A 14,537-nucleotide genomic window follows, 5' to 3' on the forward strand; every position below is an offset into this window, starting at 1 on the left:
CCTCAGTGAAAGGTGCAATCACACGTGAAACCACAAGGAAAGAGCTTCGCCAGAAGCGGGAGCCTCCGGAAGGCCGCGGCGCTCGCCGTCGGACTGCCGTTGCTGCTCTCGTCGGTGGCGATGCCGGCCCAGGCCGCTCCCGCCCCGGAGACGCCCGTGAATGTTGCAGGCGTGGCCAAGAAGAACCTTGACCCCAGCGCCTATAAGGACGGCCGTTACATGGTGGTCCTCGCCGAAAAGCCTGCGGCCACTTACGACGGCGGCACGGCGGGTCTTGCGCCCACCAAACCGGAGGAAGGCAAAAAGCTCGACGCCGACAGCGCAGAGGTAAAGGAATACCAATCCCACCTCCAGCAGAAGCAGCAGGAAGTCGCCAAGCAGGAAAACGTGAACATCAAGCGGGAGTTCACTACTGCCGTCAACGGTTTCAGCGCGAACCTCACCGCCGACCAGGCCATCAACCTTGCCAAGGACCCCAAAGTCCTCATGGTTGCACCAGACACGCAGTACGCACCTGACTACTCAACCAGCGACTTCCTCAAGCTCAGTGGCCCCAACGGAACCTGGGCCACCCAGTACGGCGGGCAGGAAAACGCCGGTAAGGGAACTGTCGTTGGCGTAATCGACACCGGCTACACCCCGTCCAACCCCTTCTTCGCAGGCGAGCCGGTAGGCCCGCTGGTAGGCAACCCCCAGGTGGGCGTTCCCTACCGCACCGCAGACGGCAAGATCGCCATGCTCAAGGCCGACGGTGACACATTCGTCGGTGAATGCCAGCCCGGAACGGGCACGGGCGCTGACTACGATGGCAGCGCCTGCAACTCCAAGGTCCTCAGCACCCACTACTTCGCAGACGCCTTCCTTGACACCGTGGCACCGGAAAACCGGGCCCCGGAAGAAGTCATCTCCGCAGTGGACGTTGCCAGCCACGGCACCCACACGGCAAGCACAGCTGCAGGTAACGGCAACGTTGACGCAGTGGTGGATGGACGCAGCTTCGGAACCACCAGCGGCATCGCGCCCGCTGCCAAGCTCTCCATCTACAAGGTCTGCTGGGAAGACACCGACCCCGCCACCGGCGGCTGCTACGGCTCCGCATCCGTTGATGCGATCGAGCAAGCCATCCTGGACGGCGTGGACGTACTCAACTACTCCATCTCAGGGTCCACCACCAGCACCACGGACCCTGTCTCGCTGGCGTTCCTGTCCGCCGCTTCGGCAGGCATTTTCGTCGCCGCTTCGGCCGGTAACTCCGGTCCCACCGCCAGCACCGTGAACCACGGCGCACCTTGGCTGACCACGGTAGCTGCCACCTCCTTCTCCCAGGAGCTGCAGGGCACGATCCAATTCTCCGACGGCAGCAAATTCCGCGGAGCGAGCATCATGAACCGTGAGGTGACGGGTGCCGGCGTCGTGCTTTCCACCAACGCCGCAAGCGGTCAGGGCAATGCAGCGCTGTGTGCTCCCGGGTCGCTGGACCCGGCCAAGGTTGCCGGCAAAGTTGTTGTCTGTGACCGCGGCGTGGTTGACCGGACCGCCAAGAGTGCAGAAGTACTGCGCGGCGGTGGCGTCGGCATGATCCTGGTGAACCTGACCGATTCCTCGCTGGACACCGACAAGCACGCGGTCCCCACTGTCCACGTGAACCCGCCCGCAACGCAGGCCATCAAGGACAAGGTCACCGCCGACCCGGCCATCACCGTGTCCCTGGTCAACCGCGATACCACGGGTTTGCCTGCCGAAGCCCAGCCGCAGATCGCCGGCTTCTCTTCCCGCGGTCCGCTGCTCGCCACCGACTCGGACCTGCTGAAGCCTGACGTCTCCGCTCCCGGCGTCGCCGTGCTTGCAGGCGTTTCGCCGATCGGAACCGGCGGGGACAACTTCGGCTTCATGTCCGGAACGTCCATGGCCTCCCCGCACGTTGCCGGCTTCGGCGCACTGATCCTGGGCAAGAACCCGAAGTGGTCCCCGGCCGCGGTCAAGTCCGCCATGATGACCACCGCTGGACCGGTCAAGCTGGCCAACGGCGCCGTCAACAAGGACGTCTTCGCCACCGGTGCCGGCCAGGTTGATCCCGCGAAGGTCCTCAGCCCCGGCCTCGTCTACGACGCAACCACCGAGGATTACCTGAAGTTCATCCAAGGCACCGGCATGGACCTGGGCATGGAAGGGCTCGGCACCACCGCAGCGCGCGACATGAACGTTCCGTCGTTCGCGCTGGGCAACCTCGCAGGCAAGATCGAGGTCACCCGCACCGTAACCGCCCTGACGCCGGGACTCTACCGGGCATCGGTCAACGTTCCGGGCGTCAACGTCAAGGTCACTCCGTCAGTGCTGAACTTCGGCGCACCGGGCGAGAAGAAGACCTTCAAGGTCCAGTTCGAGAACAACAACGCGGACCTCGGCAAGTTCGCCATGGGTTCGCTGAGCTGGACGGGTGCCAACAAGACCGTCACCTCGCCGATCGCCGTCCGCCCCCAGTCCGTCATTGCGGACAAGGCGCTGGCGTTCACGGGAACGGGTCCCAACGGCTCGGGAGCCATCAACATCACCTCCGGCACCAACCTTCCGGTGGGAGTGACCATTGATGGACTGTCCAAGGCCGATTCCTCGGCAGTGGAACTGGTTCCCGGCCCGTTCGCCGGTGAGACCAACGCATCCAACTTCGTGAAGAAGGTGACCGTTGGTGAGGGCAGCGCCCTGGCCAAGTTCTCGGTCATCTCATCCAACGACGCCGCGGACTTCGACATGCTGGTGCTGACACCGTCGGGCCAGCAGCTGCCGGCAGCGACAGCCTCCGCCAGTGAGTCACTGTCCGTTCCCAACCCCGCACCGGGCGACTACTACGTCTTCGCCAACCTTTACGCGAGCCCCAACAACCAGGCCACCAAGGCCACCGTTGATGCCGCCGTGCTGGGAGCGAACCAGGGCAACGCCACCGTGACACCTAACCCGATCCGTCTCGCCAACGGCAAGACGGGCCAGATTTCGCTGAACTGGAAGAACCTGGAGCCGGGCTCCTACATTGGCCGCCTGACCTTCGCCGGAACCAGCGAACCAAGCTTCGTCACCGTCCTGGTCAACCCGGGCGGAACCGTGGTGGTTCCTGACGATGAGGACCCGAAGAAGGACAAGAAAGACAAGAAGAACCACGGCAAGATCCGTGGAGACGAGCCGACACAGAGCAACAACGCAAGCTAGTCCGGCTTGATCCAATAAGCACAGTGGCCGGTGGGATTTCCCACCGGCCACTGTGCTGAGGTCCTAAGCTCCAGCTGTCGCAACTCGTTGGTAGTTCACGAGGTCCATGCTGGTTCCACCACGTTGACATCGCTGGACGCCAATAATTGCAGGGCCTCGGCCGCAGGCGTGCCGGGGTCAGCGGTATACATCAGGATCCGGTGTCCCGATTCGTCGGGAGGGGTCAGGACTTCGAAGTTGAGCTCAATGTCGCCGACCTCGGGGTGATGCATGTACTTCAGTCCGGACATGCAGTTCTCAACGGGGTGGCGTGCCCACAGTTTGGCGAACTCGTCGCTGTTCATGGTCAACTCGCCAACCAACGATGCGAGTTCCGCGTCATCAGCCGCGCGGCCAGCGACCAGTCGCAGCGAGGACACTGCACGTGTAGCCTCTTCGACCCATCGGCTGTAAAGCTCCCGGGTGTGGCGGTCCAGGAACAAGAGCCGCGTCATGTTGGGCCTCGTTGACGGCGTCTCCGGCGCGGCGAAATCCAAGTGGCCAGCCACAAGCCTGTGACCGATCCGGTTCCACGCGAGCACTTCGCTGCGGCGCCCCAGGACGACGGCGGGTGTGTTGGACATCGACTGGATGAGGCGCAACATGCCGGGCCTTACCTTCTCTGGCTTGGTCAGGGTGCGCCTTTTGGTGGTCCCTGGCCGGGCGAGATTGAAAAGGTGCGCACGCTCGTCGGTGTTCAGGTTAAGAGCCCGGGCGATTGCATCGATGACCGCTTCGGAGGCGTTGTTGCTGAGGCCTTGCTCCAAGCGTGTGTAATACGTATTGCTGACGCCGGCCAGCATGGCCAGCTCTTCCCTGCGGAGGCCGGGTACACGGCGGATGCCGTAATTCAGAAGGCCAACGTCCTCTGGCTGTAAGGCAGCTCTTCGGACGCGAAGGAACTCCCCAAGTTCACTTGGATTACTCATGGGCCCATTCTGCCGGTCTTGCGCAGCAATGTCCTGTCACTGCCAGGGGTAGGCAGAAGGGGGTGTGGTTGATCCCCGGGCATTCCGTGAATGTGGAGTTGTGAAGATGCCGTCCGCGGACGGCGACCCCTCCAAAAAAGGAACACTCCCATGACCACGCAACCGGATGTCACCACAGGACCCGGCGTTCCACCCTTGATGGAAACCGAGGCGCCTGCCTCTTCGGGACGGATGAATGGCCGCCAAAGGCTGGCACTCATCGTCCTGCTCGCCGCAAGCTTTACCCTCGCCGTCGACTTCTCGATCCTCAACGTCGCGCTCCCGGCCATCGGTGCCGACGTCGGATTCAGCCTGGAGAACCTCCAGTGGATCGCGACGGCGTTCGCACTGTGCGCCGCCGGGTTGACCCTCTTGTTCGGGCGCGTCGCGGACATCGCGGGCCGCCGCCGGATGTTCATCATCGGCATGGCCCTGCTGGGTGCAGCCTCGCTCGCCGGCGGCCTGGCTGCAGACCCCGCACTGTTGCTCATCGCCCGCGTCGGCCAGGGCATCGCGACGGCCATCGTCGTTCCAGCCGCCCTGTCCTTGCTGCTGGCGTCCTTCCCTGAAGGCCCTTTGCGCGACAAAGCCCTGGGCCTGAACGGTTCCCTGATGGCTGCCGGGTTCACCACGGGTGCAATCCTCGGCGGCCTGCTGACCGACCTGCTCAGCTGGCGCTGGGCGTTCTTCATCAACGTTCCGGTGGCCATCGCGGTGCTCATCATTGCCCCCATTGTCCTCGCCGAGAGCAAGCCCACCACCAAGTTGCGGCTGGACGTACCGGGTGCCATCACGGTGACACTCGGCCTTCTGGCCCTGGTGTTCGGTCTGACGAACGCCGCAGAACACTCCTGGGCTGATCCGCTGACGTTGGGCAGCCTCGCAGCCGCTGTGGTCTTGTTCGTTGCTTTCGTGGCCGTCGAGCGGAAAGCCGCCTCACCCTTGGTACCACTGGAAATCCTCAAGCGCTCCACGGTCGCGTGGGGAAACATTGCGGGCATCCTTGCCTTCGTCACCGAAACGTCCTTGGTGTTCCTGTTGACGCTGTACCTGCAGCAGGTCCTCGGCTACACCCCGCTCGGTGCCGGCTTGGCCTTCGCTGTCCTGGGTCTCGGAACCGTATTGGGTGGTGTCCTTGGCCCCAAGGTCATCGGAAAAATCGGCAACAAGAAGGCAATCGTCTACGGATTCATCGTCCAGGCAATCGCCACTGGTTCCCTGGTCCTGCTCAGCGCCGACCCGGCGTCCATCGCACTGCTGCTGGTTGCCACGTTTATTGGGGGCGTGGCAAACCTCGTGGTTATCGTCGGATTCATGGTCACCGCAACGTCCGGCCTGCCTGACGCCGAGCAAGGCCTTGCCACCGGGTTGGCGACCATGAGCCAGCAGGTCGGCATCACCATGGGTATCCCGATCATGAGCGCGATCTTCACCGCACAGATCCTCGCCATCGGGAACAACGATGCCCCGGCCGTGCTCAGCGGCGTCACCACGGCCATCTGGGTGAATGCGGCACTGTGCCTGCTCACAGCGCTGGTGGTGGGGTTGTTCCTCCGCAAGCCGGCGCCCGCCGTTAGCTAAGGCAGCACACCCTAGCTGAGGCGGCAAACGCCGCTGCCAGGTCCCAGCCAGTCCGGCGATTTCCTCAAAGGACTGGCTGGGCCCGTTGGGCTGCCCAAGCTATACCGCGCCGCTTGAGCCTCCTGTGTTGCCCAGCAGCGCCGCCACCGCTTTCCAGCGCGCGATCTCGCAGCCGTCGGTCCTGCTGAAGTGGCTATGGACTTTCCGTCCGCGGAACCAGCCTTTAACAACGGCAACCTGCGGGCCACCGTATTGCTGGGTGCAGATCCTGTCCGGGCGTGGTTCGGGGAAGAAGATTTCCTCCCCGAACTGCTCGACGGCGGCAAGCGCCGCAGGCGCGTCCGGGAGGTTCGAATCCATTGACGTCGGATCGGGTGAGAGGACGCCGCCCGCGGACCGGAGGTGGAACGTCCTTTCCTCAGCGCCCGGTGCCTCTGTCAACGTCACTGTCAGCTCGACGTCGTACTCGCTCTTGGCTGTGTCAACGGTGTTATCGGAAACCATGGTGACCTTTCGCTTGTGGCGTCGGGTGCTCAGGCAGCGAGCCCGCTCAGCTCGTCCAAGAGCGGTCCTACTGCCTGGAGCACGCGGGTCCGCAGCTCCTGGGATTCGGCCGCGAAAGCCCGCTGGTATTCAACGTACTCGGCCTTGCCCTGCGGTGTCTCAATCCTGATGGGTGGGTAGCCCCATTCTTCGAGATCGTACGGTGAGGCCTGCATGTCCATGGCCCGGATCCGCCACGACAACTCGAAGCAGTCCATCACCAGCTCACTCGGCAGCGCGGGCGTCAGCTTGTAAGCCCACTTGTAAAGGTCCATGTTGGCGTGCAGGCAGCCCGGCTGTTCCATGCTCCGCTGGTTCTCGCGCGTGGGTGTGAGCTCATTCAAGGGCAGGGCGTCCGGAGTGTAGAAACGGAAGGCATCGAAGTGGGAGCAACGGATCCGGTTCTCTTCCACCACGGTGTCCGTGCCCTGGCCACCCAACCTCAGTTTCAGGTATTCATGCCGCAGCTCGAACTTCTCCTGCCTGTAGACCATGGCCCACTCGTGCAGCCCAAAACATCCGAATTGTGCCGGGCGCTTTGCGGTTCCGGCAAGGATGATTCCCGCGAACCGGACTGCCTCTGCGCGGTCGGCCAGGAAACTGCTGCGGTCAAAGGTGACCGCAGGGGTTCCTGCGGGCAGGCCCGCTGCGGCGAGTTCGTCGTCGTGGGCTGGCCGGTAGAACTTCCAGTTGGCGCGTTCAAGGGCACGATCGCCACTGAGCAGCACTGCCTGGCCGGGATGCCAGCGCTGCAACTGTCCGGGTTTTTGGGTGTAATACGTGAAAAGGAAATCTTCCACGGGGTGCTTCTTGCCCGCCGAACGCCGGGCCAGGTACGGGTCGGCGTAACGCGCCACCCGGGCATGATGGGCTGCCTCCAGCCCGAGCCATTGCTCCTGGGGGAGGTGCCGCAGGCTAGACGCCGCCATCTGAACCGAGAATACTCTTGGCGGCGTCCCACATGGCGATCTGGCAACCGTCCGTGCGGCTGAAGGCGGCCGTCACTTCCTTGCCATCCACGGAGCCGGTCACCTTGGCTGTTGCCGGACCGCCATACTGCATGGTGCAGGCCATGTCGGTCCGGGGTGGGGCGGGGCTCAGGATGGCGGGGTTGTTCTTGAGCGTGGCGCAGGCTTCAGCGGGGGAGGGGTGCTTGCTTTCGGCTGCGGGCTTTCCATCGGCGCAAACAAGTGTGAAGGTCTTGGGTGCGGCTTCCGGGGTTTCCATGAGGGTGATGGACAGTTCGGCGCTGCCGTTGCCGCTGCTTGTCGGAGCGCCGCTTGCAGGAGCGGACGACGACGGTGCCTGGGTTGCGCTTCCCGAGGAACCCGGCGTGGGGGTGCCCGAGCATGCCGCAAGGCCGGCAACGGTCAACACGGTCAGTGCCGGTACCGCCAGTAGGGGGCGAATAAATCGCATGCGCATGGGATCTCCTGGGTTTGCGTCCATTTTACGTGGCACTTGTGGTGTTTTACCCCGGTGTTCACTCCCAAGCAGAGCACCGCTGCCCGTCCTTGGCTAGGGGTTGCGTTGGGTAGTGGCTATCAACCCGATCATGGCCTGATGGAGCTCCGCCACCTCTTCACGGCTCAGTTGCAGGCGCTCGCGGATCTGCCCCGGGACCGCCGTCGCCTGTTCACGCAGGGCGGCGCCCTTCGGCGTCAGATTGATGGCCAAGGCACGTTCGTTCCCCGCCACGCGCTCGCGGGTGATGAGCTCGGCGTCTTCGAGCCTCTTCAGCAGTGGCGAGAGGGTGGCGGGCTCGTGGAGGAGGCTGTCGCTGATGTCCTTGAGTGTCCGGGGGCTTCGTTCCCAGAGGGCCAGCATCACCAAGTACTGAGGATGGGTGAGTCCCAGCTTCTCCAGGACAGGCTTATAGACGCCGACGACGCTCCGGGAAGCCACAGTCAGTGCGAAGCACAGCTGACGCTCCAGAAGGAGGTCATCGGTTTCCTCGGTGGTCTCGCTGACGCTGGTCATGTCTTTCCTTCCCGACACCCTGCTAATTAGTTAGTGCACTAATGATTAGCGTACTATGAAGGTGTTGAACCGTCTAAAGAGGAGTCGATCAAGCGTGGCAAAGGAATCCCTGACCCGGAAGTTCATGCGCGCCACCGGGAAGTTCCGGATCATTTTCGGACCGGCGCAGAGCAGTTCCCTTGACCACGAGATGACCGAGGCCAACCGGCAGCTGCTCGCCCAACGCCAGGCCGAGACCCAGCAGTGGGAAACCCTCCGCCGCCCCGATGGCAGCACCTATGTGGTGCCCCGCAACCCGGACGACAAGTCCCTGCGCTAAGCCCTCTCGCATGGGGTGATCCGGGCGTAAAATTGGCTCACTGAACGGCACCGCATCAGCCCTGCCGCGCTTCTCTCTCCTGTGGAAAGGGGGTGGAGATGATGGGACGCAGATTGGAAGGTTTCCAACACGTCACGGAGCGGCTGCAATACGTCTTTGGTCCGGCGACGCGCGGCGACACGGGCAGCCCTATTGTGCACAAGCATGATGACTTCGAGACGGCTTCGGAGGAAGACCTGAAGAACTTCGACGTCGAGACCGATTCCGAGGGGCATCACTACGCTGTCCGCAATAACGATCCAGGTCCAACCAGCACCGACTACTCAATGAAGTAGGCGCTGGCTCGCCCCATTCCAGGCATGCCCTTGTCCACTTATCAATAAGCATGCTTATGATGCTTATGAACGACATCAGCCGACGGGTAGGGGTCCACCATGAGTTTCCAGGATGATGCAGCAAGAACTCCTGCCGGCCCCAAGCCGGGGGAGCAGGTCACCACGCCGCCAGCGCAGCGGGTGGTTCAACCTCCTGCGTCAGGGCGGAGCCGTCCGACGCGTACGGCTGCCTTGTGGGTGGCGGTGGCAGTTGGACTGGTGGTCCTTGTGATGTTGATCGTCTTCTTTGTCCAAAACCAGGACATGATCACCGTCCGGTTCTTTGGACTTGAAGGGACCCTGGCGCTGGGCACTACATTGTTCATCGCAGCCGTCGGGGGAGGCGTCCTTGTGGCGCTCGCAGGCGGAGCCCGGATCCTCCAGCTCAGGGTATCCAACCACCGGCGCCAGAAGACCGTCGGCGGGGCAGGAATGCCACAGTAGCGTGGCCTTAAGTGCGGAAGGACCGGAGCAATTGCTCCGGTCCTTCCGCACTTTAATCCCGACGGCGGCACTCCCTGACGACGTTCAATCCGCCGGGGTGGTGGGTCGTCTTAGCCTTCGCAGTCAGTGCAGTAGGCGACGCCATCCTTTTCGCGGGCAATCTGCGAACGGTGGCGGACCAGGAAACAAGAGTTGCACGTGAACTCATCGCTGGCCTGCGGGATGACCTGGATTACCAGCTCTTCGGCGACGATTTCGCCCCCGGGGCCGTTGGCGTCGAGGCCATCGGTTTCGTCCAGTTCAAGCACGACACTTTTGGCCGTGGGAGCGCTGGCGGATTGGAGAGCCTGGAGGGACTGCTCCTGGTTCTCTTTTACATCGGTACGGAGTTCGTCGTAATCGGCTGCCACTTTTTAATGCCTCTTCGTGTTAGGGGGTTACCGGGTATGCAACGTACAGCATGCCACGAAAATTCCATACCATACCCCAGTTCTACAGCTTGTGGCGAAAACCACGTGGATGACGGCCCAAAAAAGCCGTCATCCAGCGCTTTTCAACACCGCATTACCGGAGTTCGATCTCCATCGGCTGGAAGTCGTCCATGGCGTGGCGACCAACCAGGATACGGAACATACCCCGCTCAAACTGCCATCCGCCGTCGTAATGTGCAAACGCCCTGGCGGGGATGCGTATTTCCACGCTCTCGGTTCCGTTCGCGGCGAGATGCGTTCCGGCGTAGCCGGCCAGCCAGCGTACGGGACGTTCGACGGCGGAATCGTCGCGGTCCAGGTAAACCTGCACCACTTCCCGCCCGGTGCGGGTGCCGGTGTTCTTGACCGGCACGTGGACCACCACGGCGTTCCCGGCCTGTACTACCTGCGGGGCGTGGGCGGTGCCGAGCTCGAAAGTGGTGTAGCCCAATCCATAACCGAACGGCAGGGCAGGGGCCGCTCCGCCCTCTGCTTCCTGCTTCAACCACGCCCTGTAACCGACATGGATCCCTTCGGCGTAGGTAACCTTGCCGTCCACGGGAGTGGTGCTGAGTACAGGGACGTCCTCCAGTGCCGCCGGCCACGTGGTGGGCAAGCGTCCGCCCGGCTCTTCGAGGCCCAGGAGAATGTCAGCGATGGCGTTGCCGAACTCCTGGCCGCCGAACCAGCCCAGCAGGACCGCGTCCACGGCGTCGAGCCAAGGCATCAGTACCGGCGAGCCGGAATTCACCACCACGACCGTCCGCGGATTGGCTGCCGCGACAGCCTCAACCAATTGGTTCTGGTAGCCGGGGAGGTCAAGGTCCTTCCGGTCGAACCCCTCCGATTCGATGGCCGCGTTGGTGCCCACCACCACCACGGCGACGTCGGAAGCCCGGGCAGCCGCCACAGCCGCGTCGATCTCGGCCTGGGGGTCCGCGACCACGGTTTCTTCGCCCAGCAGGACTGCCGTGAACGGAATGACCTGCTCCTCGGGCAATTGGTATTCCGCCTCAATCCGCACCCTCTGGCCGTGCGTGGTTTCGATGGCGTGGACGGTTTTGGGGGGATCGAACAGTGCCGCGCCAAGGACCTCGGTCTCGTCCTCGAGTTCACCGTTGAAGACCTCCGTTCCGTCCAGGACAAAGCGGATCCGGCCCACGGTCCCGACACCCAGGTGGTGGATCCCTGCTGTTTCGGCTGTCCAGTCAGCTTCCATGCGGATGGAGGCCGCGCCGTCGGGAATTCCGATGCCGAACCAGATCAGGTGCGAGGCAAGGCGGTCTTCCCCGGAAATTTCCGTGCCGTCCGCCGCGAGGAAACTCACCCGGATGCCGGGCACGTCTGACACGGGGTTGTGCAGGGACGTGCGGGGGAATGCCTGGATGCCCTCGGCTACCTTGGCGCCGCGCGCGTAGGTGACCTTCACGCCGTCGGGCAGTGCCTTGCGGAGCCCCTCCAGCGGCGAAACGGTGTACTTGGGCATGACGGTGGCGCTGCCGCCGCCTTGGGTGCGGGCTTCATCGGCGTTGTGGCCGATCACGGCCACGCTGCTGAGCGATGCGGCGTCCAGGGGCAGCAGGCCCTTGTTGCGGACCAGTACCGCGCCGCGGACAGCGACTTCACGGGCGACGGCGGCACCGTCAAGTTGCGCAGGCAGCTCGGTGACTGCGGGCGTGAACCCTTCCAGTGAGCCCACGCGGGCCGCCAGGCGAAGGATGCGGGTGACCTTCTCCACAATGGCGTCCCGGCTGACGTGTTCGTCATTGACGGCGGCCAGAAGCTTGGGTCCCCAGTGGCCTACCGGCCCCGGCATTTCCAGGTCCTGGTGGGCGTTGGCGGCGTCCACGGAGCGCACGCCCGTCCAGTCGGAGACCACGACGCCGTCGAAGCCCCACTCAGTGGACAGCGGTGTTTCCAGCAGTTTGTTTTCGCTGGCAGTGGTTCCGTTGATGGAGTTGTAGGAGCTCATGACCAGCCAGGCGCGGGCCTCGGTGATGGCGTCCTCGAAGGCTGCCAGGTAGAGCTCGCGGAGCGGGCGTTCGTCCACCACGGAGTCCGCAGTGAAGCGGTCGGTTTCGGCCTCGTTGGCCAGGTAGTGCTTGGGCGTCGCACCAACACCCATGGACTGCACGCCGGTCACGTATCCTGCGGCCATGGTGGCGGTGAGCCGGGGGTCCTCGCTCATGCACTCGAAGTGGCGGCCGCCCAGGGGGGAGCGGTGCAGGTTGATAGTGGGGCCCAGTACCGCGTGCACACCCTTGCGTCGGGCCTCCTGGCCCAGGACCTGCCCGTAGCGGCGGGCAGTTTCGACGCTCCAGGTGGCGGACAAAGCGGACGACGACGGGAGGGAGACGGAGTCGTGGCGCTCATCGAAGTCCTCGCCGCGGACGCCGGCAGGGCCGTCGGACATCACGACCCGTGACAGGCCGATCTCCGGGATGGTGTGTGTGGACCACACATCCGCGCCTGTGAGCAGTTGTACCTGCTGCTCCAGGGACAGGCTCCTGGCGATTTCCCGGATCTTGGCTTCTGCGTCCGGGCTTCCGGCTGCGGGGACGGTGACGGCTGCCGACAGGATGGGGTTCATTTTCTTGACTCCTTTGATGCGGGTGACGAGAAGTGCTCCGATGATGCCAACCACGGCACCACCGAGGAACAGGGCGGGATAGCCACCCAGCGCGATGACAGGAAATGCGATGGCGGGGACGAGGGACTGTGGGAGGGCTTGGGCGATGTTGAAGACACCGAAGGTCTTGGCGTTCTCGGATTGGTTTTTGGGCAGGAGGTCCGTGATGAGGGCTACATCAACGGCACTGAAGACGCCCAGGCCCAGGCCGAGAACGCCCTGCCCAACCAATACCTGGCCGGCTCCGGTGCTGGTGGCGATAACAATGAGGCCACCCATCATGATCAGCGCGGACATGATCACCATGGCCTTTCGCTTGCCGATGCGGTCACTGATCCAGCCGCCGGCGAGGCTGGTGATGACCGTGCCTGCTGAGCTCACCAGCGTTGCTTGGAACACCAGGCTGGTGACTTGGCTTTCCGCGATGTGCAGGTGGTCCGTGAAGAAGTACGGCAGATACAACAGTCCCGCGCAGTAACCGACGTAGACCATGAACTTGGTCAGCCAGGCCCAGCCCAGTCCGGGGTACGTTTTGGGGTTGAAGTAGAAGGAGCCGAGGATCTCCTTGAAGTTCAACGGAGCCGGCTTCTCAGTGAGGACCCGGTCCTTGAACGTGAAAGCGAAAGCTATTGCCACGGCCGTGCCCACGATTCCCGGGACGACGGCCATCTGCAGGGCGTTGTCGAACATCTGGGCAAAGAAGGCGGCGGCCACGAGGCCGATGGGAAGTGTCATGCCGATGAGCCCGGAGAGGCGCCCGCGCTCGGCGGGGCCGGCCTGGTCGGGAAGTGTGGCTACAAGGGCTGCCAGCGCGGCGTTAAAGCCCAGCTGTGCTACAACCCAGGCAGCCAGGACGGTGCCCACTTCTGCGGCCGAACCCAGCAGGAACAGTGCTGCCAGGCCAACAAGGGAACCGCCGACGATCCAGGGCTTTCGCATGCCGAAGCGGGAAGTTGTCCGATCGCTGAGGCGCCCGAAGAACGGGTTCGCCAGGAGGGCGACTGCCGCTCCGACTCCTGCCACCAGGCTGAGGGCGCCGGCCCTGGTGTCCGGCGTGGTGATTTCTGAAACCTTGATGGCGAGGACCACCAGGGCGGGGGCGAGAACAGCCATCCAGAGGCCGGCGCTCGCAATCGGCATGCCGATGACGTAGGCGCGCGAAGCTGCTCGGGGCGCTTCGTTTGCCCGGGGCGCTTCCGGGACAGGGTTGGTGCTGGCGGCCGGAGCCTGCTGGGTGATATCGAGGGCCACATTGCCTCCTGTGAATGTGCGACCCACCGTTGGGTCTCTGCAAAGACTGTAGCGATAAAAATCTAGTGTGACTAGGTTTTCATGGAAATGACGGTGAAATAGACTGACGCAATGCCTAATTCGAGGGCCCGCGGCCAGTACGCCAAGGGAGCGGAACGCCGCGAACAGATCATCCAGACAGCAACAGACGTCTTCGCCACGGAAGGCTTTGAAGGTACGGCCCTCAAGCGCGTGGCGGAGCTGGTGGGAGTGAAGGAAGCCACCCTGTTCCACTACTTCAAGGGGAAGCAGGAGCTCCTCACGGCCGTCCTGGCCGAACGAGACCGCCGGTCCCTGGCCGGCAGCGGACAGGAAGACGTTGGTTTGGGCCTCATGGCCACCATTGCAGAGCGCAACCGCCGGGAGCCGGGCCTGACGACGCTCTACGCAGTTGCCTCAGCCACGGCCAACCACCCGGAACACGACTCGCATGGCTACTTCAAAGCGCGTTACGAGACGGTGGTGCAGGACATCGCCGCCGACGTTCAGCGGCGCCAGGCTGCCGGCGAAGTCCGCACCGACGTCGACCCCGTCATGCTGGCCCGGCTGACAGTTGCCGCTTTCGATGGACTCCAGCTGCAGTGGCTCTACGACAAGGACGTCGACATGGCCGAAGGCCTGCGGCAGCTCATCGATGTGCTGCTGCTGCCCCCGCAAGCATCTGACTGAGGAACAGATAACGCCGTTCTGAAGGCCCAG

At 63.7% G+C, this 14,537-nt stretch carries 13 protein-coding genes and 1 pseudogene; 6 read left to right on the forward strand and 8 right to left on the reverse strand.

Translation table 11 applies throughout. From position 1 onward, the window contains the following. The first annotated feature begins 24 nt into the window (after nt 1-24). A complete protein-coding gene (locus QRM57_RS01415) occupies nt 25-3,201 on the forward strand; it encodes a S8 family serine peptidase (protein ID WP_502868609.1) in 3,177 nt (1,058 codons plus the stop codon). Between the two features lie 95 nt (nt 3,202-3,296). Here the strand turns inward: QRM57_RS01415 and QRM57_RS01420 are convergent, their stop codons facing one another. Continuing rightward, nucleotides 3,297-4,169, reverse strand: coding sequence for a helix-turn-helix transcriptional regulator (locus QRM57_RS01420; protein WP_284985279.1), 873 nt, complete (start codon nt 4,167-4,169; stop codon nt 3,297-3,299). 231 nt (nt 4,170-4,400) lie between these two features. Between QRM57_RS01420 and QRM57_RS01425 the strand changes: the two genes are divergently transcribed. Next, the gene (locus QRM57_RS01425; RefSeq protein WP_284985527.1) at nt 4,401-5,789 is read left to right on the forward strand and encodes an MFS transporter; all 1,389 of its coding nucleotides are present in this window, start codon (nt 4,401-4,403) and stop codon (nt 5,787-5,789) included. Between the two features lie 99 nt (nt 5,790-5,888). On the opposite strand, the gene QRM57_RS01430 is transcribed toward QRM57_RS01425, so the two are convergent. From QRM57_RS01430 to QRM57_RS01445, 4 genes are all read right to left on the reverse strand, one after another. Continuing rightward, entirely contained in the window at nt 5,889-6,293 is a 405-nt protein-coding gene (locus QRM57_RS01430; protein WP_284985280.1) for a serine protease inhibitor, read from the reverse strand. A gap of 29 nt (nt 6,294-6,322) precedes the next feature. Continuing rightward, nucleotides 6,323-7,261 carry a 3-methyladenine DNA glycosylase gene (locus QRM57_RS01435; protein ID WP_284985281.1) on the reverse strand — a complete coding sequence of 313 codons (939 nt, stop codon included), beginning with the start codon at nt 7,259-7,261 and terminating at the stop codon, nt 6,323-6,325. Then, entirely contained in the window at nt 7,248-7,757 is a 510-nt protein-coding gene (locus QRM57_RS01440; protein ID WP_257370517.1) for an SSI family serine proteinase inhibitor, read from the reverse strand. Before QRM57_RS01440 ends, QRM57_RS01435 begins: the two co-directional genes overlap by 14 nt. A 93-nt stretch (nt 7,758-7,850) precedes the next feature. Further along, nucleotides 7,851-8,312, reverse strand: coding sequence for a MarR family winged helix-turn-helix transcriptional regulator (locus tag QRM57_RS01445; protein ID WP_257370516.1), 462 nt, complete (start codon nt 8,310-8,312; stop codon nt 7,851-7,853). 94 nt (nt 8,313-8,406) lie between these two features. Here QRM57_RS01445 and QRM57_RS01450 point away from each other — a divergent pair, with 94 nt between their 5' ends. From QRM57_RS01450 to QRM57_RS01460, 3 genes are all read left to right on the forward strand, one after another. Then, entirely contained in the window at nt 8,407-8,631 is a 225-nt protein-coding gene (locus QRM57_RS01450; protein ID WP_235521238.1) for a hypothetical protein, read from the forward strand. A 101-nt stretch (nt 8,632-8,732) separates the two neighbouring features. After that, nucleotides 8,733-8,966: a hypothetical protein gene (locus QRM57_RS01455; protein WP_284985528.1), complete on the forward strand. Its 234-nt coding sequence runs from the start codon at nt 8,733-8,735 to the stop codon at nt 8,964-8,966. Between the two features lie 99 nt (nt 8,967-9,065). Next, a complete protein-coding gene (locus tag QRM57_RS01460; RefSeq protein ID WP_284985282.1) occupies nt 9,066-9,449 on the forward strand; it encodes a LapA family protein in 384 nt (127 codons plus the stop codon). Between the two features lie 110 nt (nt 9,450-9,559). Here QRM57_RS01460 and QRM57_RS01465 read toward each other — a convergent pair whose 3' ends face one another. The 3 genes and pseudogenes from QRM57_RS01465 to QRM57_RS01475 all read right to left on the reverse strand — a co-directional run. Continuing rightward, nucleotides 9,560-9,859 (reverse strand): DUF4193 domain-containing protein, encoded by a 300-nt coding sequence (locus tag QRM57_RS01465; protein WP_211713967.1) that lies wholly within the window; start codon nt 9,857-9,859, stop codon nt 9,560-9,562. A gap of 154 nt (nt 9,860-10,013) precedes the next feature. After that, a complete protein-coding gene (locus tag QRM57_RS01470) occupies nt 10,014-12,509 on the reverse strand; it encodes a beta-glucosidase family protein (RefSeq protein WP_284985529.1) in 2,496 nt (831 codons plus the stop codon). Nucleotides 12,510-12,587: 78 nt separating this feature from the next. Further along, a pseudogene (locus QRM57_RS01475) lies at nt 12,588-13,688 on the reverse strand (MFS transporter); the annotation flags it as partial. 222 nt (nt 13,689-13,910) lie between these two features. Between QRM57_RS01475 and QRM57_RS01480 the strand changes: the two are divergent. Next, nucleotides 13,911-14,507 (forward strand): TetR/AcrR family transcriptional regulator, encoded by a 597-nt coding sequence (locus tag QRM57_RS01480; RefSeq protein ID WP_284985283.1) that lies wholly within the window; start codon nt 13,911-13,913, stop codon nt 14,505-14,507. The last annotated feature ends 30 nt before the right edge of the window (nt 14,508-14,537 follow it).

It is taken from the genome of Arthrobacter sp. fls2-241-R2A-172 (genome assembly GCF_030208885.1).
Lineage (GTDB): Bacteria > Actinomycetota > Actinomycetes > Actinomycetales > Micrococcaceae > Arthrobacter.

Excerpts from the sequence above, each read along its gene's own strand:
- QRM57_RS01425 (WP_284985527.1), top strand. The coding sequence starts at position 4,401 with ATGAATGGCCGCCAAAGGCTGGCACTCATCGTCCTGCTCGCCGCAAGC.
- QRM57_RS01480 (WP_284985283.1), top strand. The coding sequence starts at position 13,911 with ATGCCTAATTCGAGGGCCCGCGGCCAGTACGCCAAGGGAGCGGAACGC.
- QRM57_RS01420 (WP_284985279.1), bottom strand. The coding sequence starts at position 4,169 with ATGAGTAATCCAAGTGAACTTGGGGAGTTCCTTCGCGTCCGAAGAGCT.
- QRM57_RS01445 (WP_257370516.1), bottom strand. The coding sequence starts at position 8,312 with ATGACCAGCGTCAGCGAGACCACCGAGGAAACCGATGACCTCCTTCTG.
- QRM57_RS01435 (WP_284985281.1), bottom strand. The coding sequence starts at position 7,261 with ATGGCGGCGTCTAGCCTGCGGCACCTCCCCCAGGAGCAATGGCTCGGG.
- QRM57_RS01455 (WP_284985528.1), top strand. The coding sequence starts at position 8,733 with ATGGGACGCAGATTGGAAGGTTTCCAACACGTCACGGAGCGGCTGCAA.
- QRM57_RS01430 (WP_284985280.1), bottom strand. The coding sequence starts at position 6,293 with ATGGTTTCCGATAACACCGTTGACACAGCCAAGAGCGAGTACGACGTC.
- QRM57_RS01460 (WP_284985282.1), top strand. The coding sequence starts at position 9,066 with ATGAGTTTCCAGGATGATGCAGCAAGAACTCCTGCCGGCCCCAAGCCG.
- QRM57_RS01440 (WP_257370517.1), bottom strand. The coding sequence starts at position 7,757 with ATGCGCATGCGATTTATTCGCCCCCTACTGGCGGTACCGGCACTGACC.
- QRM57_RS01470 (WP_284985529.1), bottom strand. The coding sequence starts at position 12,509 with ATGAACCCCATCCTGTCGGCAGCCGTCACCGTCCCCGCAGCCGGAAGC.